The following is an 18,822-nucleotide window of genomic DNA, read 5'->3' as shown; positions in this document are numbered from 1 at the left end:
GGGTCCCTCTCATCCAAGCTTGGGAAACGGATCGCGCCCGAGTGCATCGCTCACCGCACGGGCCAGCACACCGCCCGCGACCAGCGCGGCGGCCTTGGCGAGATCGTCGGCCATGTAGCGGTCGTGCTCCAGCGCCGGCACATGCGCGCGAAGCGCGGCAATGACAGCAGACAGCGCCGCGCTGGTACTGTGCGGCGCTCGCAGCTCGATGCCTTGGGCGGCGACGAGCAGCTCGATGCCGACGATCGCAGCGAGATTGTCTGCCATGTCGTGCAGCCGCCGCGCCGCGTGCGCGGCCATCGAGACGTGATCTTCCTGATTGGCACTGGTCGGCGTGGAGTCGATCGAGCAGGGCAGCGCACGCTGCTTGTTCTCGGCAAATAGCGCTGCCGCCGTCACCTCCGCGATCATGAAACCGGAATTGAGTCCGGGCTCCGGCGTCAGGAACGGCGGCAGGCCGAAATTCAGCGCGGGGTCGACCAGCGTCGCGATGCGCCGCTCGCTGATCGCGCCGAGCTCGGACAGCGCCAGCGCGATCTGATCGGCGGCAAACGCCACCGGCTCGGCGTGGAAATTACCGCCCGAGATGATCTCGCCGGTCTCGACCAGCACCAGCGGATTGTCGGTGACGGCGTTGGCTTCAGTGACGAGCGTGCGCGCCGCCTGGGTGAGCAGATCGAGCGCCGCGCCGGCGACCTGCGGCTGGCACCGCAGGCAATACGGATCCTGCACGCGCTCGTCGCCTTCGAGATGCGATAAGCGGATATCGCTGCCGTCGAGCAGCACGGTCAGAACGCGGCCGGCCGCGATCTGACCGGGATGGCCGCGCAGCGCCTGGATCTCGGGACGAAACGGCGCGGTCGAGGCCATCGCGGCATCGACCGACAGCGCGCCCGTCACCAGCGCCGCGTCGAGCAGATCATGCGCGCGGAAAAGGCCGTCGAGCGCATAGGCCGTCGAGAACTGCGTGCCGTTGATGAGCGCGAGCCCTTCCTTCGGTCCGAGCGTGAGCGGCGCAAGTCCGGCACACGCGAGCGCCTCGCGCCCGGGCACCAGCCGGCCGTCAAGAAAGGCCTGGCCTTCCCCGATCATGACCGCCGTCATATGCGCGAGCGGCGCGAGATCGCCTGACGCACCGACCGAGCCCTGCTGTGGCACAAACGGACACACACCCTGCGCCAGCATCGCCTGCAATTGCTCGATGATCTCGCGGCGCACGCCAGAGGCGCCGCGGCCGAGCGAGATGATTTTAAGCGCTATCATCAGCCGCACGACCGGCTCTGGCGTGGCGGGCCCGACACCACAGCAATGCGACAGGATCAGGTTGCGCTGGAGCTGTGCGGTCTGCTCCGGCGGGATGCGTTTCGAGGCGAGTTTGCCGAAGCCGGTGTTGATACCATAGACCGGCTCGGCGCCCTGCGCCGCCTTGGCGACGATGGCCGCGGCAGCGTCAACACGCGGCCAATAGGATGGATCGAGCGCAAGCGGCCCGCCCGCGTAGACGTGCGCGAGGTCGTCGAGACTGACGCGGCCGGGCGCCGCAACGATCGTGCTCATCGCCCTCTCCAGACGCGCTGATGAAGGGGATTGAAGCCCATGCGATAGACGAGTTCAGCAGGACGGCCGATGTCCCATATCGCCAGATCGCACCGCTTGCCGGCTTCGAGCGTGCCGGTCTCGCCCAATACGCCCAAGGCACGCGCGCCTTCGCGCGTCACGCCGGCGATGCATTCGTCGACGGTCATCCGGAACAGCGTCGCCGCCATGTTCATGGCCAGCAACAAGGATGTCAGCGGCGACGAGCCGGGATTGCAGTCGGTCGCGAGCGCGAGTTTCGCGCCGTGCTTGCGGAACAGATCGACTGGCGGCTTCTGCGTCTCGCGGATGAAATAGAACGCGCCGGGCAGCAGCACGGCGACAGTGCCGCTCCGGGCCATCGCGGCCGCGCCAGCCTCGTCGGTATGCTCGAGATGATCGGCCGACAACGCGCCGAACTCGGCCGCAAGCGCCGCGCCGCCGAGATTGGAAAGCTGATCGGCATGTAGCTTGACCGGCAGGCCGTGCATCTTGGCCGCGGCAAAGACACGCGTCGTCTGCGCCGCTGAGAAGGCGATGGTCTCCATGAAGGCATCGACGGCATCAGCGAGCCCGGACTTGGCGACTGCCGGCAGCATCTCGTTGCAGACGAGATCGATATAGCGATCCTTGTCGCCATCCGCTTCGACCGGCAGCGCATGAGCGCCGAGAAAGCTGGTGCGCACGGAGACGGGCCGCCTGCCGCCGAGCGCGCGGGCTGCAGACAATTGCCGCAGCTCGGTCGCGGTCTCCAGGCCGTAGCCGGACTTGATCTCGATCGTGGTGACGCCTTCGGCGAGCAACGCGTCCAGTCGCGGCAGCGCGCCGGCGATCAGCTTCTCTTCGGTTGCGGCGCGCGTCGCCGCCACCGTGGACACGATGCCACCGCCCGCACGCGCGATCTCCTCGTAGCTCGCACCGGCCAGTCTTAGCTCGAACTCATGGGCGCGGTCGCCGCCATAAATAAGATGCGTGTGGCAGTCGACGAGGCCTGGCGTGATCCAGCGGCCATCGCAGTCGATCTGCTCGGGCGCGTCGGCATCGGCCGGGAAATCCGATTGCGGACCAGCAAAGACGATGCGGCCGTCGCGGGCAGCGACCACGCCCTGCTCGATCACGCCAAGACCAGCCGCGCTCTCGCGCAGCGTTGCCAGCCGCGCATTGCGCCAGATCCGGTCGAAACGCTCGGCCATGTTGCCTCCCACCTTCACGAAAGCTTGACGGGCGATATGTCTATACATAAACTCGCTTCCGCCGTTCTGTCCAGCGGGCTTATCAAACATGGCGTCACTGCACTTCGCATCCGCGCTTCTGCCCACGGGTTGGGCCGAGGACGTGCAGGTCGTCATCAGCAACGGCGCGATCGCGCAGGTCTCGGCGGGCGTGCCTCCGACCTCCGAAGACGAGCAACACGAGGTCGCGATCCCCGGCATCGCCAGTCTGCACAGCCACGCGTTCCAGCGCGGCATGGCCGGGCTTGCCGAGGTCAGCGGACATTCCACCGACACGTTCTGGACGTGGCGCGAGACGATGTACCGCTTCGCGCTGTCGATGCGTCCCGAGGATGTCGAGGCGGTCGCGACGCTGCTCTATGTCGAGATGCTCGAGCGCGGCTTCACGCGGGTCGGCGAATTCCATTATCTGCACCACGATCGCGACGGCACGCCTTACGCCGATATCGCCGAGATGGCGGTGCGCATCGCCGCGGCTGCCCAGACATCCGGAATCGGCCTGACGCTGCTGCCGAGCTTCTATGCGCATGGCGGCTTCGGCGGCGCGGCGCCGCATGACGGCCAGCGGCGCTTCATCTGCAATATCGATCAGTTTGCCACGCTGCTGACGGCCTCGCGCAAGGCCATCAGCTCGCTTCGTGGCGCCAATCTCGGCATCGCGCCGCACAGCCTGCGCGCTGTCGCACCGGATGAGTTGATGGCCCTGCTGCCGCTCGCGGACGGCGGCCCGATCCACATCCATGCCGCCGAGCAGGTCAAAGAGGTCGAGGAATGCCTCGCCTGGTCGAGCCGGCGTCCGGTGCAATGGCTGCTCGATCACCACACCGTCGATGCGCGCTGGTGCCTGATCCACGCCACGCACATGACGGCCGACGAAACGGCGGCGCTCGCGCGGAGCGGCGCGACCGCCGGCCTTTGCCCGATCACCGAAGCCAGCCTCGGCGACGGCATCTTCCCGGCGCGCGACTATCTGCGCGCGCACGGGCGCATTGGCGTGGGCACTGACTCGAACGTGCTGGTCGGCGTCAGCGACGAGTTGCGCCAGCTCGAATACGGTCAGCGGCTGACGCATCGCGAGCGCAACGTGCTGACGTCGGGCCCGCATGCGTCGACGGGCCGAACGCTGTTTGATGCCGCTCTCGCCGGCGGCGCTCAGGCGCTGGCGCAATCCAACGCCGGGCTCCAGGTCGGAGGCCGTGCCGATATCGTCACGCTCGATCTGTCGCATCCTTCGCTCGCGGGGCGGACGCAGGATGCGCTGCTCGACGGCTGGATCTTCGCGACATCGCACGACGCCATCGACTGTGTCTGGGCGAGCGGCGCCAAGGTCGTCCAGGGCGGCCATCATCGCTCGCGCGAGGCCGCCCGGCGCGGCTTCAACACGGCGGTGCGGAGGCTGCTCGCATGAGCCTCGCCGAGGATCGCGTCAAGCCGGGCGCCGGCACGCTCTACAAGACGATCCGCCAGGACATCGAGCGCCGCATCCTCACCGGCGAATGGCCGCCCGGACATCGTATCCCGTTCGAGCACGAGATCATGGCGCGCTACGGCTGCTCGCGCATGACCGTGAACAAGGCGCTCTCGGAGCTCGCCCAGGCCGACCTGATCGAGCGACGACGTCGCGCCGGCACGTTCGTGCGGCGTCCGCAATTCCTGTCGGCGGTGCTGAAGATCCCCGACATCCGCGCCGAGATCGGCGCGCTCGGCCGCGCCTACGGCTATCAGCTGATCTCCTCGACCCGCCGCACGGCCAATGCTGCCGATCGCGAGCGGCTCGGCGTCAAGAAACCGTGCAAGGTGATTGCGATCCGCTGCCGGCACAGCGCCGACAACGTCCCGTTCGCAATCGAGGATCGCCTGATCGATCTCGACGCGGTGCCCGATGCGGCCAAGGCCGACTTCAAGATCGATCCGCCAGGCTCATGGCTGCTGCATCACGTGCCCTGGACCGAGGCTGAGCACGCGATCAGCGCCATCGTCGCCGACGATACAATTGCCGAAGGTCTCGACATCGCGACCGGCGCACCCTGCCTCGTGATCGAGCGCCACACCTGGCGCAAGGGGCAGCCGCTCACGGCTGTCAGGCTGATCTATCCCGGCGAGCAGCACCGCCTGGTAGCACGATTCAGGGGCAGCGAATGAGACGGCTCATGCGCGCCCGATCTGAGCACGGGATTTGCAAGCACGCATGCAAAGACAAGCGGAGATCGCAGCCATCACGGCTGCGAGCCGCACGACAAGCTTCCTCTCACAGCAAAGGACGATGACGATGCGCAGACTAGGGCTTCTCGCAGTAACGGCCGCGCTCCTGGCCTCGACGACCGCCTACGCCGACGACGTCAAGGTCGGCGTCGGCATTTCCGGCTGGACCGGTTTCGCGCCGCTGACGCTGGCGAAGGAGGCCGGCATCTTCAAGAAGAACGGGCTCGACGTCACCATCAAGAAGATCCCGCAGAAGGATCGCCACCTCGCCATTGCCGCCGGCGACGTGCAGTGCGCGGCGACGACGGTCGAGACCTGGATCTCCTGGAACGCCAACGGGGTCGCCACCAAGCAGATCTTCCAGCTCGACAAGAGCTACGGCGCCGACGGCATGGCCGTACGCAACGACATCGCCTCGATCAAGGACCTGAAGGGCAAGACGGTGGCAGCATCGGCGCCGGGCACCTCGCCCTATTTCGGGCTGGCCTGGATGCTCAAGAAGAACGGCCTGAGCATCAAGGACGTCACCGTCGTCAACATGGAGCCGGGCCCGGCCGCGCAGGCTTTCGTCGCCGGCCAGAACGACGCCGCGATGACCTACGAGCCGTATCTCTCGACGGTCCGCGCCGCCCCCGACAAGGGCAAGATCATCGCCACCACGCTCGACTATCCGATGGTGATGGACACGTTCGGCTGCACGCCGAAATTCCTGTCCGAGAACCCGAAGGCCGCCAAGGCGCTCGCCGACAGCTATTTCGAGGCGCTCGACCTGATCGCCAAGGATCAGGCCAAGGCCTATGAGATCATGGGCGCGGACGTGAAGCAGAGCGGCGAGCAGTTCGGCAATTCCGCCAAATATCTGCGCTGGCAGGACAAGGCTGCGAGCCGGAAGTTCTTCGAGACCGAGTTCAAGACCTTCAACCAGGACGCGGCCGAGCTCCTGCTCGAGGTCGGCATCATCAAGCAGATCCCGAAGATCGAGGATCTCTATGATGCGAGCTTCATCAAGTAGACTCGAAGCGCGATCTGGGTGACTTCGTCATTGCGAGCGAAGCGACGTGTCCGCCGAAGCTCGTAGAGCGAAGGCGGAAGCAATCCAGGGCCCAGGGTGAGACTCTGGATTGCTTCGTCGCTTCGCTCCTCGCAATGACGAGCTTGATGCATCGTGCGCAACATTGGCACCGCCCCCTGAACCCACTCATTCGAGGTCACCATCCGCAGCCCGCGTCACCTCGCGGGCCGCATCCAACCCGAAAGCCCGAGCCGTGATCCGTCCTCTCGATCCCGTCAGCGCCCGGTCCAGAACAGCGCTCGGCCTCGCCTTTTTCGTCGTGTTCGTCGCGGCGTGGGCGTTGGCGACGTTCGGCGGCTACGTGCCGAAGACCTTCCTGGCCGATCCCCTGAGCATGCTGCACGAGGGCTGGGATCTGCTGGTCAAGTTCGGCTTCCTCTACGATATCGGCATGACGGTCTGGCGCGTCGTCGGCGGCTTCGTGCTAGCGGCCGTGATCGCCGTTCCGCTGGGCCTGCTCATGGGCGCCTACAAGCCGGTCGAGGCGTTCCTGGAGCCGTTCGTCTCGTTCGCCCGCTATCTGCCGGCATCGGCCTTCATTCCGCTGCTGATCCTGTGGGCCGGCATCGGCGAACTGCAGAAGCTGCTGATCATCTTCATCGGCTCGGTGTTCCAGATCATCCTGATGATCACGGTGACCGTCGGCAACACGCGGCGCGATCTCGTCGAAGCCGCCTATACGCTCGGTGCCAGCGATCGCGGCATCATCGGCCGGGTGCTGCTGCCGTCAGCGGCCCCTGAGATCGCCGAGATCCTGCGGCTCGTGCTGGGCTGGGCCTGGACCTACGTCATCGTCGCCGAGCTGATCGGCTCGTCCTCCGGCATCGGCCACATGATCACCGACAGCCAGGCGCTGCTCAACACCGGGCAGATCATCTTCGGCATCATCGTCATCGGCCTGATCGGGCTGATCTCGGACTTCCTGTTCAAGGCGTTCAACGCCTGGCTGTTCCCGTGGAAGCTGGCATGACCACGCTCGTCATCGACAACGTCACGCGCATCTTCCCGGCCCGCCAGGGACATGCGCCGACGCGCGCGCTGGAGCCGGTCGAACTCACGATCGGCAACAACGACTTCGTCACGATCCTGGGGCCCTCCGGCTGCGGCAAGTCGACCTTGCTGCGCATCGTCGCCGGGCTCGATCATCCGACCAGCGGCAAGGTGCTGCTCGATGGCCGTGAAGTGACAGGGCCCGGCGCCGATCGCGGCATGGTGTTCCAGTCCTACACGCTGTTTCCCTGGCTCACCGTGCGCGAGAACATCGCCTTTGGCCTGCGCGAACGCGGCGTGCCGGAGAGTGAACGCAACGCGATCGCCGACCGCTTCATCCAGCAGATCGGCCTCAAGGGTTTTGAGAACCACTGGCCCAAGCAGCTCTCCGGCGGCATGCAGCAGCGCTGCGCGATCGCCCGCGCGCTCGCCAATGATCCGAAGATCCTGCTGCTCGACGAGCCGTTCGGTGCGCTCGACAACCAGACGCGCGTGCTGATGCAGGAGATGCTGCTCGGCATCTGGGAGCGCGACCAGAAGACGGTGCTGTTCGTGACCCACGACATCGAGGAGGCGATCTTCCTTGGCAGCCGCGTGCTGGTGATGAGCGCGCGGCCCGGCCGCATCAAGGCCGACATCAAGATCGAGCTGCCGCATCCGCGCTCCTACAAGGTCAAGACCTCGCCGGAATTCGTCGCGCTCAAGGAGCGGCTGGTGGAAGAAATTCGCGCGGAAGCGCTGAAGGTGGCGGCGGAGGCGTGAGAAGTGGCCGCCAGCTAAGTGGCCTCGCTCAGCGCCGCCTCTGCGAGCGGGATCGCGGAGACAGACCCCCACCCAAGCGCGTTTGCCGCTCTGTCGTACATGCCCTCTCCCACAAGGGGAGGGCGCAGTAGTGGCCACCGCGCTTGAAGCGATCTCGAGCGACGCGTTCCAATTGGGGCCGCGGCAAGACTGCACAATGCAGTGCCCTCGCCCCTTGTGGGAGAGGGCATCGCCGGCTCATCCATACACTCGCTTGGGTGAGGGTCTCTCTCCGCAAGGACACTCTTAGCTGCATAGCTCACTGCTGCGTCGACGATCAGCTCACATCGCATCGATTCCTATGGAGTCTTCCTCCAATTCGCTTCAACCACGGCACCAGATGGAACGCGCTCATCAGGAGATACATCACGGTCATGTCGCCGAGCGGCGCACCCGCCAGCATGGCCGAGCAGATCACGTCTGATCGGCCGTCGCGGGCCATGGCGTTCAGCACCGCCATCAGCGCGAAGGTCGGCGCCGCAGCGTAGCGGAGACCATTGGCGATGTCGGGCATCACGCGCATCCTGGTCGGGAAGAACGCCATGGCTCTGCTCCTTAGCGTGTGCCGTATTCGTCGTGGCGCCGCCACCAGACGCCCTGCTCGTTGCGCCCCTTGGGCGCGCGATCGAGCCATTGATAGGCGCCCCAGAGGCCGTCGAGGCCGCGGGCATAGCTCGAATAGGTGTGATAGACGACACCATCCTCGAGGACGAAGGCGCTCATGCCCGGCCGGTCGCGCATGAAGGTCGCGCCGTCGGTCCCGGCGCCGGCGGCAATCTCCGCCACCATCGCCGGCACATCGGACGCCCCGAGCGGGGGACTGGTGCGATAATTGTACTCGCTGCCGCCCTGGCGCTGCTGCTCCTCGGTGATCGCGACGTTGAAGTCGAAATTGAAGTCGCTGCTCGCCGATGACGCCCAGGGGAAGCTCCAGCCCATGCGCGCCTTGTAGGCTTTCAGTTTCGCCAATGGTGCGCGCGACACCGCCCACAGCATCACGTCGTGATTGGCGAGATGGACCTGGAAGCCGTTGAAGCCGTCGGCAATCATCGAGCACGACGGGCAGCCCGCCTGGAAGTCGGGGCCGAACATGAAGTGATAGACGAGCAGCTGCGAGCGGCCCTTGAATAGGTCTGGCAGCGTCGCCGGCCCGTCCTCGGTGTCGAAGCGATAGGCCTTGTCGACGCGCACCCATGGCAGGGCCTGGCGGCGTTCCGCCACCTCGTCGCTGCGGCGGGTGAGTTCCTTCTCGGCTTGCAGCAGGTCGAGCCGGGCCTTCAACCAATCTTCGCGCGTTCCGGTGATATGCATGGTCATGGTCGTCATCCTTTTGCGTGTTGACCGCAGCTCAGACTAGGATCGGCAGGAGAGCGACCGGGAGTGACAAGTATGGCGGGATTTGCATGGACTCGCTGATCTCGGCGGCGGCGCAGGCGCTCGCCGCGGGCGATCCGCTCGGCGCATTGAACCGGGTCGCGTTGCGCGATGATCCCCCGGCGCTGGCGCTGCGCGGCATCGCGATGGCGCGGCTTGGCGATTTCGGGCGCGCGAAGGCGCTGCTCCGGCAGGCCGCGCGAAGCTTCGGTCCCAAGGCGGTTCTGGCCCGCGCCCGCTGCGCCGTCGCCGAGGCCGAGATCGCCCTTGCAGCGCGCGACCTCGGCTGGCCGACGAAGTCGCTCGCGGCGGCGCGCGAGACCCTGGAGCAGCACGGCGACCGCGCCAACGCTGCCTATGCGCGCAGCCTCGAGATCAGGCGCATGGTCCTGGTCGGGCACCTCGATGACGCCGAGCGTGGCCTCGCCGATCTCGATCCCTCGCCACTGCTGCCGGCGGCCCGCACGATCTACGAACTGATCGTGGCCGGACTGGCCTTGCGCCGGCTGCAAACGAAGACCGCGCGATCGGCGCTCGAACGCGCCGCGCGGTCGGCGCAGCAGGCCCGCATTCCCGAGCTCCGGGCAGAGATCGAGCGGGCCTCGTCGGCGCTGTCGGCACCGGCGGCGCGGATGATCCGGCGTGGCGAGGAACGCCTGCTGCAGCTCGACGACGTCGAGCGGCTGTTGCGGTCGGACCGGCTGATCATCGATGCCTGCCGCCTGGCGGTACGCCAGGCGAGCCAGATCGTGCCGCTGGCGCGGCGCCCGGTGCTGTTTGCACTCGCCCGGCGACTGGCCCAGGGAGCGCCCGACGACGTGCCGCGGGCCGAGCTGATCGCGCATGCGTTCCGCGGCAAGGAGGCCGACGAGTCGCACCGCGCGCGCCTGCGCGTCGAGATCGGACGGCTGCGCCAGTTGCTCCAAGGCCTCGCCGAGATCCATGCCACGCGCGACGGCTTCGCCCTGGTGCCGTGTGACGATCGCGAGGTCGTCGTGCTGGCGCAGCCGATCGAGGACGACAACGCCACCGTGCTCGCCTGCCTTGCCGATGGCGAGGCCTGGTCGAGCTCCGGCCTCGCGCTGGCGCTGGGCGCAAGCCAGCGAACGGTGCAGCGTGCCCTCGACGAACTCGCATCGTCTGGGAAGGTGCAGTCGTTCGGCCGCGGCCGCGCGCAACGCTGGACCTGTCCGGTCGTGCCGGAATTCGCGACGGCGTTGTTACTCCCCGCGTGGTCGTCGCTCGACTAGCGTGGGTCCATCGGAAGCAGAGGATGGCAGACATGACACGAGCAGCCGCGGAGATCACTCGCGAGTACGGCCCCTTCGACGGCGCCGAGCGCGTCAACGGCGTCAGCTATGACGGCCGGCAGGTGTGGATCGCGACCGGCAGCAGCATCAAGGCGATCGATCCCGCCGACGGCACGGTGCGGACGTCCATCGATCTCCCCTCTCACGCCGGCACGGCGTTCGACGGCCGGCATCTCTATCAGATCGCGGAAGATCGCATTCACAAGGTCGATCCCGACGACGGCCGCGTGCTCGCGACCATCCCGGCGCCCTCGGGTGGCGGCGACTCCGGGCTTGCCTGGGCGGAGGGATCGCTCTGGGTCGGCGCCTATCGCGATCGCAAGATCCACGAGATCGACCCTGCGACCGGAAAGATCCTGCGCAGCATTCCGTGCACGCGCTTCGTCACCGGCGTGACCTGGGTCGACGGCGAGCTCTGGCACGGCACCTGGGAGGACGACGTCAGCGACATCAGGCGCATCGATCCCGCCACCGGCGAGGTGCTCGACCAGCTCGACATGCCCGCCGGCACCGGCGTCTCCGGCATGGAATCCGACGGCGAAGAGACCCTGTATTGCGGCGGCGGCGACAGCGGCAAGGTGCGCGCGATCAGGCGGCCGAAGCGGGCGCGAGGGTGAGCCGCTGACGGCTCCGCGACAGGAAGTGGCCTACTTGCCGATCGAGGTGTAGGCCGCCTTGCGGAAATTGGCGTTGGCCTCCTCGCGCGTCTGCAGCTGCTGGCCACCGCCGCCACCGACCGGCCTGGTGGGCGTGACCACCGAGAACAGCACGAAGCCGCCGGCCTTGCGCGGGAAGATGAAGTATTCGGCGATATCCGACTTCTCGCTGTCCTCGCAGGAGGACATGCCGCGGAACACCACGGCGCTGTCGACCAGCTCGCTGTTGCGCGCCGAGATGAACTTGCCCTTGCAGTCGCGCGCGTCGTTGCCGATGATCGTGGCGGCGACTTCCAGGCCGTCGACATTGCGCTGTGGCGGCACGATCCGAACGAAGCCGGTGGCGTTGTCCGCCTTCCAGGCGACCCCGCCCGATGTCAGCCACACCGGCCGCTCGCCTCCGCCCAGAATGGCCGGATGCGACAGCGACGCCTTGAGGATGAAGTTGGAGGCGATCTGCATCGCTTCCAACTGCAGTTCGGGAGAATCCTCCGCGGCACGTGACGGCTGCGTGCTGGCGGTTGCGGCGGGCGCGGCGCCGGCAGGAGCTGCCTGACGCTGCGCCGAGTGAGCACCGGGCTGCACCGTGAAATTCGTCGCTGCCGCCAATCCGCCGGCATTGATCATGCGCACGCAATTCGCCAGCGACGGCAGCAGCACCGACGTGCCGTTCAGATCGAACTGGAACAGGTTGCCCTGCGCGAAGGCCGACATCGTCCGAGCCGCCCTGAACGATTTGATCAGGCTGGAGTCGTTCGGCATCGGCACGACGACCATGTTGGCCGACCACACCGAGCCCTCGACATTGTAGGAATTGCGCCCGTCGAAGCTGAGCACGATGGGAAACTTCTGCCCCTGCGAGAGCGACCAGCCAGGATGGATGAAGGCGAGAGCCCAGTTGTAGGTCGGCAGCGCGAGAACGCCGAAATTGATGCCGCTCTTGTAGCTGGCGGATGCGATGCAGCTCGAGAACTTCCCGGTGTTGTCGTCGGTGTAGGCGCCGCCCGACCAACCGGCCACGGAGACGGAGCCGTAGGGCCCCTTCGCATGCGCAGTCTCGTTCAACGCAGATATCGCCGTCAGCGCCAGAAGTGAAAGTACCGTTCCAAGGATCGCCCGCCGCACCGTCATCCCAATTCCCCGTTTTCGCCGCATTGTTGCAATTCCCGCGGCTACGTCAAGTAGCAGCGACGAATGCGCGACTACCCCAGGGATTGATCTGCTGACCGGCTTCGTGCAGGCGCAGGCACAACATGTCGCGGTCGTCCTCCACAGCCCTTCATGGGAGCGTCATCGAACTCCGCTAGCGCTTGCCGGGTCTCACGCAGGCCAAAGGTTTCCTCGACATGACCACCACGCTGCCGGTGCTCGGCGCCGCCCTCTCCGTCAAGTCCATTCCCGCGCATCGCGACTGGCTGCTCGAACGCCAGCGCGATCTCGAAATCCAGGACTTCTTCCGGGCGGATCTTCTCGACAGCGACTGGCGCAGCACCGCCAACGAGATCAAGTCGATGCTGTCGGGCCACACCGGCCGGCTCGGCATCCACGGCCCGTTCTGGGGCTTCAAGATCGACAGCCACGATCCGATGATCCGCCGCGCCGTCACCAAGCGCCTGCTGCAGGGGCTCGAGGTCGCCGAGTTCCTCGGCGCCACGCAGATGGTGATCCACTCGCCCTACACGACCTGGGACTACAACAACATCGACATGCTGCCGGACAACCGCGAGGCGCTGATCGAGCGTGTCAGGGCGACGCTGTCCGATGTGATCGCTTCCGCCGAACAGGCCAATTGCGAGCTGGTGATCGAGAACATCGAGGACAAGGATCCGCTCGATCGCGTGGGCCTGGCGAAGGCGCTGGGCAGCAGCAAGGTGCGCGTCTCGCTCGACACCGGCCATGCCAACTACGCGCATCATTCGACGGGCGCACCGCCGCTCGACTACTACGTCGACGCCGCCGGCGACATGCTGACCCACGTGCATCTCCAGGACACCGATGGCTATGCCGACCGCCACTGGGCGCCCGGTGAAGGCAACATCCGCTGGGTGGCGGTGTTTCGCGCGCTGGCCCGCCTCACCTCCAATCCGCGCCTGATCCTCGAGCTGCGCAACCACGATCATCTCAAGGCCGGCGCGGCGTATCTCGCCTCGCTCGAGCTGGCTCAGTAAGCCACCACGTTCGCGCTTTCAGACGACCTCAGACCACAGAGAGATTGCCATGACCAAGCTCACCCGCCGCGGCCTGCTCGGCGCCGGCGCCGCGATCGGCGGCAGCTTCATCCTGCCGCGCGTGTCGATCGCGCAAGCCGACAACCGTCCCTCGGTCACCATCGCCGTACAGAAGGTGACCAACTCGAACGTGCTCGACGTGCTGCGCGAGCAGTCCAATGTCGGCGAGCGCGTGTTCTACTCGTCGCTGTGGGAAAGCCTGATCTCGAAGAACTTCCGCGGCAATCTCGAAGCCGTCCCCGGCCTTGCCACCGAGTGGAAGCGCATCGACGACCAGACCGTCGAGCTGAAGCTGCGCCAGGGCGTCAAGTTCCACAATGGCGACGAGATGACGTCCGAGGACGTCGTGTTCTCGTTCAGCCGCGAGCGCATGTTCGGCGACAGCGAAGCCAAGAGCCGCACCACCATCAAGGCGTTCGAGAAGATCCCGACGCCGCGCCCCGGCAAGGAGCTGCCGCCGGACGTGATCGGCGTGGCGCGCCGGATGTGGCCGGACCTCGTCCGCGTCGACGCCGTCGACAAATACACCGTGCGCTTCGTCAACGCGACGCCCGATGTGACCATCGAGGGCCGCCTGATGCGCTACGGCTCCGACATCATGAGCCGGCGCGGCTGGGAGGAGGCTGCGAGCTATCTCGACTGGGCGCGCAAGCCGATCACGACCGGTCCCTACAAGATCGTCGAGTTCAAGCCCGACGTGTCGCTGACGCTCGAGGCTCATGACGAATATTGGGGCGGCCGACCGCCGCTGAAGCGCATCCGGTTCCTGGAAGTGCCGGAGGTCGCGAGCCGCATCAACGGCCTGCTGTCCGGCGAATACCAGTTCGCCTGCGACATCCCGCCGGACCAGATCGCCGGCATCGAGAAGAACGCGGCGTTCGAGGTCCAGGGCGGCACCATCCTCAATCACCGTCTCACCGTGTTCGACAAGAACCATCCGCAGCTCGCCAATCCCCTGGTGCGCCGCGCCTTCACCCATGCGATCGATCGCCAGGCCATCGTCGACAGCCTGTGGGCCGGCCGCACGCAGGTGCCGAAGGGCCTGCAATGGGAGTTCTACGGCGACATGTTCATCGCCGACTGGAGCGTGCCGGCGTTCGATCCGAAGCTGGCGCAGGACCTGCTCAAGCAGGCCGGCTACAAGGGTGACCCGATCCCCTATCGCCTGCTCAACAACTACTACACCAATCAGGTCGCGACCGCGCAGGTGCTGGTCGAGATGTGGCAGGCGGTCGGCCTCAACGTTCAGATCGAGACCAAGGAGAACTGGTCGCAGATCCTGGAGCGCGGCCCGACCCGCGCGGTGCGCGACTGGTCGAACTCGGCCGCCTTCAACGATCCGGTGTCGTCGCTGGTCGCCCAGCACGGCCCCAACGGCCAGCAGCAGCAGGTCGGCGAATGGAGCAACGACGAGCTCAACCGGCTGTCGGAGTTCCTGGAAACCTCGATCGATCGCGAGGCGCGCAAGAAGGCGTTCCGCCGCATGCTGGAGATCGCCGAGCGCGAGGACCCCGCCTATACGGTGCTGCACCAGAACGCGACCTTCACCGCCAAGCCGAAGTCGATCAAATGGAAGGCCTCGCCGGCCTTCGCGATGGACTTCCGCACCGGCAACTACGGAGCGTGACGCCGTGGCGCCGCTGGTCAGCATCTCCGGCCTGAAGGTCGCCTTCGACGGCACGCCTGTGCTGCACGGCATCGATCTCGACATCGGCAAGGGCGAGGCCATCGGCCTCGTCGGCGAGTCCGGATCCGGCAAGTCGGTGACTTGGCTCGCGGCGCTGGGTCTCCTGCCCGGCAAAGCGCAAGTATCAGGCTCGGCCAGGCTCCAAGGCCGCGAGCTGCTCGGCGCCGACGGCAAGGTGCTCGACCAGGTGCGCGGCCGCCGCATCGCGATGATCTTCCAGGATCCCGCCAGCGCGCTCAATCCGGTGCTCACGATCCGGCGCCAGCTGTGTGAAAGCCTGGCGCTGCATCGCGGCCTGCGCGGCGAGGCCGCGCGCATCGAGGCGCTGAGGCTGCTCGATCTCGTCGGCATCCCCGATGCTGTCAGGCGGCTGTCGGCCTATCCGCACGAATTCTCCGGCGGCCAGGTCCAGCGCATCATGATCGCGATGGCGCTCGCCGGCCAGCCCGACCTCCTGATCGCCGACGAGCCGACCACTGCGCTCGACGCCACCATCCAGGCGCAGATCCTCGATCTGCTGTCGGCCATCCGGCGCGAGTTCAACATGGCGATGGTCCTGATCAGCCACGACCTCGGCGTCGTCGCCGAGAATTGCGACTGCGTCTGCGTGATGTATGCCGGCCGCATCGTCGAGCGCGCACCCGCCACGCGGCTGTTCGACGATCCCTGGCATCCCTATGCGCAGGGCCTGATCGGCGCGCTGCCGCCGCTCGATGGCATCAGGCGGCGGCTACAGGCGATCCCCGGCACGGTGCCTGATCCGCGCGCGCTGCCGAGCGGCTGCGCCTTCGCGCCGCGCTGCACGTTTGCCGGCGACGGCTGCCACGCCGGCGTGCCGCCGCTGGCGCCGGTGGAGCCAGACCGCGCGGTGGCCTGCCTGCGGCCGCAGCGCCTGCCGGTGGAGCTCGCCGCCGAATGACAGCGCCGCTGGTCGAGGTCCTCGGGATCTCGCGCACCTATCGGATGCGGTCCGGCCTGTTCGGGCGTCCCGCATCCGTCCACGCTGTCGACGGCCTGAGCTTCTCCATCCAGAAGGGCGAGACGCTCGGCATTGTCGGCGAATCCGGCTCCGGCAAGTCCACCACCGGCCGCATGGTGCTCGGGCTCGAGCCGCCTGACCGCGGCAGCGTGCGCTTCGACGGCGCGCCGATCGCTGCCCCCGGCTCGGCGGCGTGGCGCGCCCAGCGCGCGCGCATGCAGATGATCTTCCAGGATCCGCTCGGCGCGCTCGATCGACGACTTCCCGTGGCCTTGCAGATCCGCGAGCCGCTCGACATCCACGACATCGGCACCAGAGCCGAGCGCGACGCGCGCGTGCATGAGTTGCTCCAGGCGGTCGATCTCAACGACAGCCACGGCGCCCGCTATCCCGGCGCCCTGTCCGGCGGTCAGCGTCAGCGCATCGTGCTCGCTCGCGCGCTGGCGACTAAGCCCGACTTCCTCGTCTGCGACGAGCCGGTCAGCGCGCTCGACGTTTCGATCCAGGCGCAGGTCGTGAACCTGCTGGTCGACCTGCAGGCCCAGCTCGGATTGACGATGCTGTTCATCAGCCATGACCTGCGCGTCATCAGGCAGATCAGCAGCAAGGTGGCGGTGATGTATCTCGGCCGCATCGTCGAGTATGGCGACGCCGACGATCTGTTCGCGCGGCCACAGCACCCCTACACGCAGGCGCTGGTATCGGCCTCCCCTGCTCCGGGACGCCGCAGCACCAACCGAATCGTGCTGACGGGCGACCCGCCCAATCCGGCGGCGCGTCCCGCCGGCTGCGCCTTCCATCCGCGCTGCAGCCACGCGACCGCCCGCTGCGCCCACGAGGAGCCCGTGCTCACCGCGCTGGATCAGCAGCGCCAGGTGGCCTGTCATCTCGTCTCAGGGCAGCAATCGCAGACCCAGGACGCCGCGTGATGCTGCGCTATTTCGCCATCCGCCTGGCGCGTGCGCTGCTGACGATCGCGCTCGTCGTTACCTTTGCCTTCATCGTGCTCCGGCTGTCGGGCGATCCCGCGCTGATGATCATGGGGCCCGAAGCGCCGCCCGAGGTCATCGAAGCGTTCCGCAAGGCCTGGGGCCTCGATCATCCGATCTGGATGCAATATCTCGACTACTTCAAGGCGATCGGCCAGGGCGAGCTCGGCCGCTCGATGCGTGATGGCCGGCCCGCGATCCAGCTCGTCATCGAGCGCATCCCCGCGACCCTGGCGCTGACCGCCCCGGCGTTCCTGCTGAAAGTGCTGCTTGGCATTCCCGCTGGCGTCTACGCCGCGCTGCATCGGGGATCGGCGATCGACCGCGCCGTGATGATCACGGCGGTCGCGGGCTTCACGGTGCCGAGCTTCGTGCTGGCGCTGATCCTCGTGCTGATCTTCGCGGTGCAGCTCGGCTGGCTGCCCTCGGGCGGACAGGACTCGTGGCGTCATGCCATCCTGCCGATCGTGACGCTCGGCTTCGGCGGCGCCGCGGTGCTGGCGCGGTTCACGCGTAGCGCCATGCTGGAAATCCTCGGTCAGCCCTACATCAGAACGGCGTCGGCCAAGGGCGTGCCGTGGCGCCGGGTGATCACGAATCACGCGCTGCCCAACGCGGCGATCCCCACCGTCACCATTCTCGGCTTCATGGTCGGCAGCCTGATCGCAGGCGCTGTCGTGGTCGAGAGCGTGTTCTCCTGGCCCGGCGTCGGCCGTCTGCTGGTCGTCGCCGTCGCCAACCGCGACCTCGCGGTCGTGCAATGCATCCTGCTGCTGGTGGCGATGACGATGGTCACGTCGAACCTGATCGTCGATTTCCTTTACGGCCTGCTCGATCCGCGGCTGCGCAGCAAGGGAGCAGAGGCATGACCGACCTTGCATTGAAATCGCCCGCCGCGCGGCGGCCGCGCTGGCCGAATATTCCCGTCTCCGTGACCATCGCCGTCGGCTGGATCGTCGCGATGCTGTTGCTGGCGATCTTCGCCGATCAGCTCGCGCCATACGGCTTCACCAAGTTCGATCTGCGCAATCGCCTGTCCTTGCCCGGCAACCCGGCGCATTGGCTCGGCACCGACGAGCTCGGCCGTGACGTGCTGTCACGGCTGATCGTCTCGATCCGGATCTCGCTGCTGATTGCATTCGGCGCCACCGCGATCTCCGCCATCGCCGGCACCACGCTCGGCTTTCTCGCCGCGCATTTCCGCGGCCTCGTCGAGCAGGCGGTCCTGATGCTGGCGGACTTCCAGGCCAGCATGCCGTTCCTGATCCTGGCGCTCGCCGTGCTCGCCTTCTTCGGCAATTCGCTGCCGCTGCTGATTGGATTGATGGGCCTGTTCGGCTGGGAACGCTACGCACGCATCGCGCGCGGGCTCGCCATCTCCGCCAATGCGCAAGGCTACGCCGCCGCCGTGCGCCAGCTCGGCGCGACGCCGCAGCGGGTCTATCTCAGGCACATCCTGCCGAACATCGCCTCGACTCTAATCGTGTCGATGACGCTGGTGTTTCCGGAAGTCATCCTGCTGGAGTCCGGCCTGTCCTTTCTCGGGCTCGGCGTGCAGCCGCCGATGACGAGCCTCGGCAACATGGTCGGCTATGGTCGCGAGTATCTGACGCGCGCGCCGTGGATCATGCTGGCGCCGGCGGTCACGATCGTTGTGACGACGCTCGCCGTGTCCGTCATCGGCGACTGGCTGCGCGACCGGCTCGACCCGACGCTGCAATAGCTAT

General features: G+C 67.0%; 18 protein-coding genes. 13 read left to right on the top strand and 5 right to left on the bottom strand.

Going from position 1 to position 18,822, the window contains the following annotated elements; translation table 11 throughout:
• Positions 1-9: 9 nt before the first annotated feature.
• Together hutH and hutI are read right to left on the bottom strand one after the other, a co-directional pair.
• Positions 10-1,557 (bottom strand): histidine ammonia-lyase, encoded by a 1,548-nt coding sequence (gene hutH, locus ACQR2C_RS13500; RefSeq protein ID WP_434881321.1) that lies wholly within the window; start codon positions 1,555-1,557, stop codon positions 10-12.
• Complete coding sequence (hutI, locus tag ACQR2C_RS13495; RefSeq protein ID WP_316182455.1) at positions 1,554-2,768, bottom strand: imidazolonepropionase; 1,215 nt, start codon at positions 2,766-2,768, stop codon at positions 1,554-1,556. Before hutI ends, hutH begins: the two co-directional genes overlap by 4 nt.
• An 88-nt stretch (positions 2,769-2,856) precedes the next feature.
• Here hutI and ACQR2C_RS13490 point away from each other — a divergent pair, with 88 nt between their 5' ends.
• From ACQR2C_RS13490 to ACQR2C_RS13470, 5 genes are all read left to right on the top strand, one after another.
• Complete coding sequence (locus ACQR2C_RS13490) at positions 2,857-4,215, top strand: formimidoylglutamate deiminase (protein ID WP_434840064.1); 1,359 nt, start codon at positions 2,857-2,859, stop codon at positions 4,213-4,215.
• On the top strand, positions 4,212-4,949 hold the full coding sequence (hutC, locus tag ACQR2C_RS13485) for a histidine utilization repressor (RefSeq protein WP_315803423.1): 738 nt from the start codon (positions 4,212-4,214) through the stop codon (positions 4,947-4,949). The genes ACQR2C_RS13490 and hutC overlap by 4 nt, the downstream gene beginning before the upstream one ends.
• Before the next feature lie 127 nt (positions 4,950-5,076).
• Positions 5,077-6,021, top strand: a complete 945-nt coding sequence (locus tag ACQR2C_RS13480; RefSeq protein WP_434881320.1) for an ABC transporter substrate-binding protein — start codon at positions 5,077-5,079, stop codon at positions 6,019-6,021.
• A 256-nt stretch (positions 6,022-6,277) separates the two neighbouring features.
• Positions 6,278-7,051, top strand: a complete 774-nt coding sequence (locus tag ACQR2C_RS13475; protein ID WP_434845643.1) for an ABC transporter permease — start codon at positions 6,278-6,280, stop codon at positions 7,049-7,051.
• Entirely contained in the window at positions 7,048-7,833 is a 786-nt protein-coding gene (locus ACQR2C_RS13470; RefSeq protein WP_315803421.1) for an ABC transporter ATP-binding protein, read from the top strand. Before ACQR2C_RS13475 ends, ACQR2C_RS13470 begins: the two co-directional genes overlap by 4 nt.
• A 316-nt stretch (positions 7,834-8,149) precedes the next feature.
• Here the strand turns inward: ACQR2C_RS13470 and ACQR2C_RS13465 are convergent, their stop codons facing one another.
• Positions 8,150-8,386, bottom strand: coding sequence for a hypothetical protein (locus ACQR2C_RS13465; RefSeq protein ID WP_434881319.1), 237 nt, complete (start codon positions 8,384-8,386; stop codon positions 8,150-8,152).
• A 41-nt stretch (positions 8,387-8,427) separates the two neighbouring features.
• A complete protein-coding gene (locus ACQR2C_RS13460; protein ID WP_316237541.1) occupies positions 8,428-9,189 on the bottom strand; it encodes a DUF899 domain-containing protein in 762 nt (253 codons plus the stop codon).
• A gap of 86 nt (positions 9,190-9,275) precedes the next feature.
• Between ACQR2C_RS13460 and ACQR2C_RS13455 the strand changes: the two genes are divergently transcribed.
• Positions 9,276-10,496 carry a helix-turn-helix domain-containing protein gene (locus ACQR2C_RS13455; protein ID WP_315803418.1) on the top strand — a complete coding sequence of 407 codons (1,221 nt, stop codon included), beginning with the start codon at positions 9,276-9,278 and terminating at the stop codon, positions 10,494-10,496.
• Positions 10,497-10,528: 32 nt separating this feature from the next.
• Positions 10,529-11,173 carry a Vgb family protein gene (locus ACQR2C_RS13450; protein WP_434881318.1) on the top strand — a complete coding sequence of 215 codons (645 nt, stop codon included), beginning with the start codon at positions 10,529-10,531 and terminating at the stop codon, positions 11,171-11,173.
• Positions 11,174-11,203: 30 nt separating this feature from the next.
• On the opposite strand, the gene ACQR2C_RS13445 is transcribed toward ACQR2C_RS13450, so the two are convergent.
• Complete coding sequence (locus ACQR2C_RS13445) at positions 11,204-12,343, bottom strand: hypothetical protein (protein ID WP_316237543.1); 1,140 nt, start codon at positions 12,341-12,343, stop codon at positions 11,204-11,206.
• A gap of 215 nt (positions 12,344-12,558) precedes the next feature.
• Here ACQR2C_RS13445 and ACQR2C_RS13440 point away from each other — a divergent pair, with 215 nt between their 5' ends.
• The 6 genes from ACQR2C_RS13440 to ACQR2C_RS13415 are packed head-to-tail and all read left to right on the top strand — an operon-like array spanning position 12,559 to position 18,818.
• A complete protein-coding gene (locus ACQR2C_RS13440; RefSeq protein ID WP_434881317.1) occupies positions 12,559-13,380 on the top strand; it encodes a sugar phosphate isomerase/epimerase family protein in 822 nt (273 codons plus the stop codon).
• A gap of 49 nt (positions 13,381-13,429) precedes the next feature.
• Entirely contained in the window at positions 13,430-15,067 is a 1,638-nt protein-coding gene (locus ACQR2C_RS13435; RefSeq protein ID WP_434881316.1) for an ABC transporter substrate-binding protein, read from the top strand.
• A 4-nt stretch (positions 15,068-15,071) separates the two neighbouring features.
• Entirely contained in the window at positions 15,072-16,046 is a 975-nt protein-coding gene (locus ACQR2C_RS13430) for an ABC transporter ATP-binding protein (protein WP_434881315.1), read from the top strand.
• The gene (locus ACQR2C_RS13425) at positions 16,043-17,035 is read left to right on the top strand and encodes an ABC transporter ATP-binding protein (RefSeq protein ID WP_316217427.1); all 993 of its coding nucleotides are present in this window, start codon (positions 16,043-16,045) and stop codon (positions 17,033-17,035) included. The genes ACQR2C_RS13430 and ACQR2C_RS13425 overlap by 4 nt, the downstream gene beginning before the upstream one ends.
• Positions 17,035-17,964 (top strand): ABC transporter permease, encoded by a 930-nt coding sequence (locus ACQR2C_RS13420; RefSeq protein WP_315803411.1) that lies wholly within the window; start codon positions 17,035-17,037, stop codon positions 17,962-17,964. Before ACQR2C_RS13425 ends, ACQR2C_RS13420 begins: the two co-directional genes overlap by 1 nt.
• Positions 17,961-18,818: an ABC transporter permease gene (locus ACQR2C_RS13415; protein WP_315803410.1), complete on the top strand. Its 858-nt coding sequence runs from the start codon at positions 17,961-17,963 to the stop codon at positions 18,816-18,818. The genes ACQR2C_RS13420 and ACQR2C_RS13415 overlap by 4 nt, the downstream gene beginning before the upstream one ends.
• Positions 18,819-18,822 lie beyond the last annotated feature (4 nt).

The sequence above is a fragment of the Bradyrhizobium sp. HKCCYLRH3061 genome (assembly GCF_051168015.1).
GTDB lineage: Bacteria > Pseudomonadota > Alphaproteobacteria > Rhizobiales > Xanthobacteraceae > Bradyrhizobium.
Note: the sequence above shows the minus strand (reverse complement) of the source record. Positions and strands in the feature narration are given on the sequence as shown.

Coding starts and splice junctions, on each gene's coding strand:
- ACQR2C_RS13490 (WP_434840064.1), top strand. CDS start 2,857: ATGGCGTCACTGCACTTCGCATCCGCGCTTCTGCCCACGGGTTGGGCC.
- ACQR2C_RS13425 (WP_316217427.1), top strand. CDS start 16,043: ATGACAGCGCCGCTGGTCGAGGTCCTCGGGATCTCGCGCACCTATCGG.
- ACQR2C_RS13470 (WP_315803421.1), top strand. CDS start 7,048: ATGACCACGCTCGTCATCGACAACGTCACGCGCATCTTCCCGGCCCGC.
- hutI (WP_316182455.1), bottom strand. CDS start 2,768: ATGGCCGAGCGTTTCGACCGGATCTGGCGCAATGCGCGGCTGGCAACG.
- ACQR2C_RS13415 (WP_315803410.1), top strand. CDS start 17,961: ATGACCGACCTTGCATTGAAATCGCCCGCCGCGCGGCGGCCGCGCTGG.
- ACQR2C_RS13450 (WP_434881318.1), top strand. CDS start 10,529: ATGACACGAGCAGCCGCGGAGATCACTCGCGAGTACGGCCCCTTCGAC.
- ACQR2C_RS13460 (WP_316237541.1), bottom strand. CDS start 9,189: ATGACCATGCATATCACCGGAACGCGCGAAGATTGGTTGAAGGCCCGG.
- hutC (WP_315803423.1), top strand. CDS start 4,212: ATGAGCCTCGCCGAGGATCGCGTCAAGCCGGGCGCCGGCACGCTCTAC.
- ACQR2C_RS13440 (WP_434881317.1), top strand. CDS start 12,559: ATGACCACCACGCTGCCGGTGCTCGGCGCCGCCCTCTCCGTCAAGTCC.
- ACQR2C_RS13480 (WP_434881320.1), top strand. CDS start 5,077: ATGCGCAGACTAGGGCTTCTCGCAGTAACGGCCGCGCTCCTGGCCTCG.
- ACQR2C_RS13455 (WP_315803418.1), top strand. CDS start 9,276: ATGGACTCGCTGATCTCGGCGGCGGCGCAGGCGCTCGCCGCGGGCGAT.
- hutH (WP_434881321.1), bottom strand. CDS start 1,557: ATGAGCACGATCGTTGCGGCGCCCGGCCGCGTCAGTCTCGACGACCTC.
- ACQR2C_RS13435 (WP_434881316.1), top strand. CDS start 13,430: ATGACCAAGCTCACCCGCCGCGGCCTGCTCGGCGCCGGCGCCGCGATC.
- ACQR2C_RS13420 (WP_315803411.1), top strand. CDS start 17,035: ATGCTGCGCTATTTCGCCATCCGCCTGGCGCGTGCGCTGCTGACGATC.
- ACQR2C_RS13445 (WP_316237543.1), bottom strand. CDS start 12,343: ATGACGGTGCGGCGGGCGATCCTTGGAACGGTACTTTCACTTCTGGCG.
- ACQR2C_RS13465 (WP_434881319.1), bottom strand. CDS start 8,386: ATGCCCGACATCGCCAATGGTCTCCGCTACGCTGCGGCGCCGACCTTC.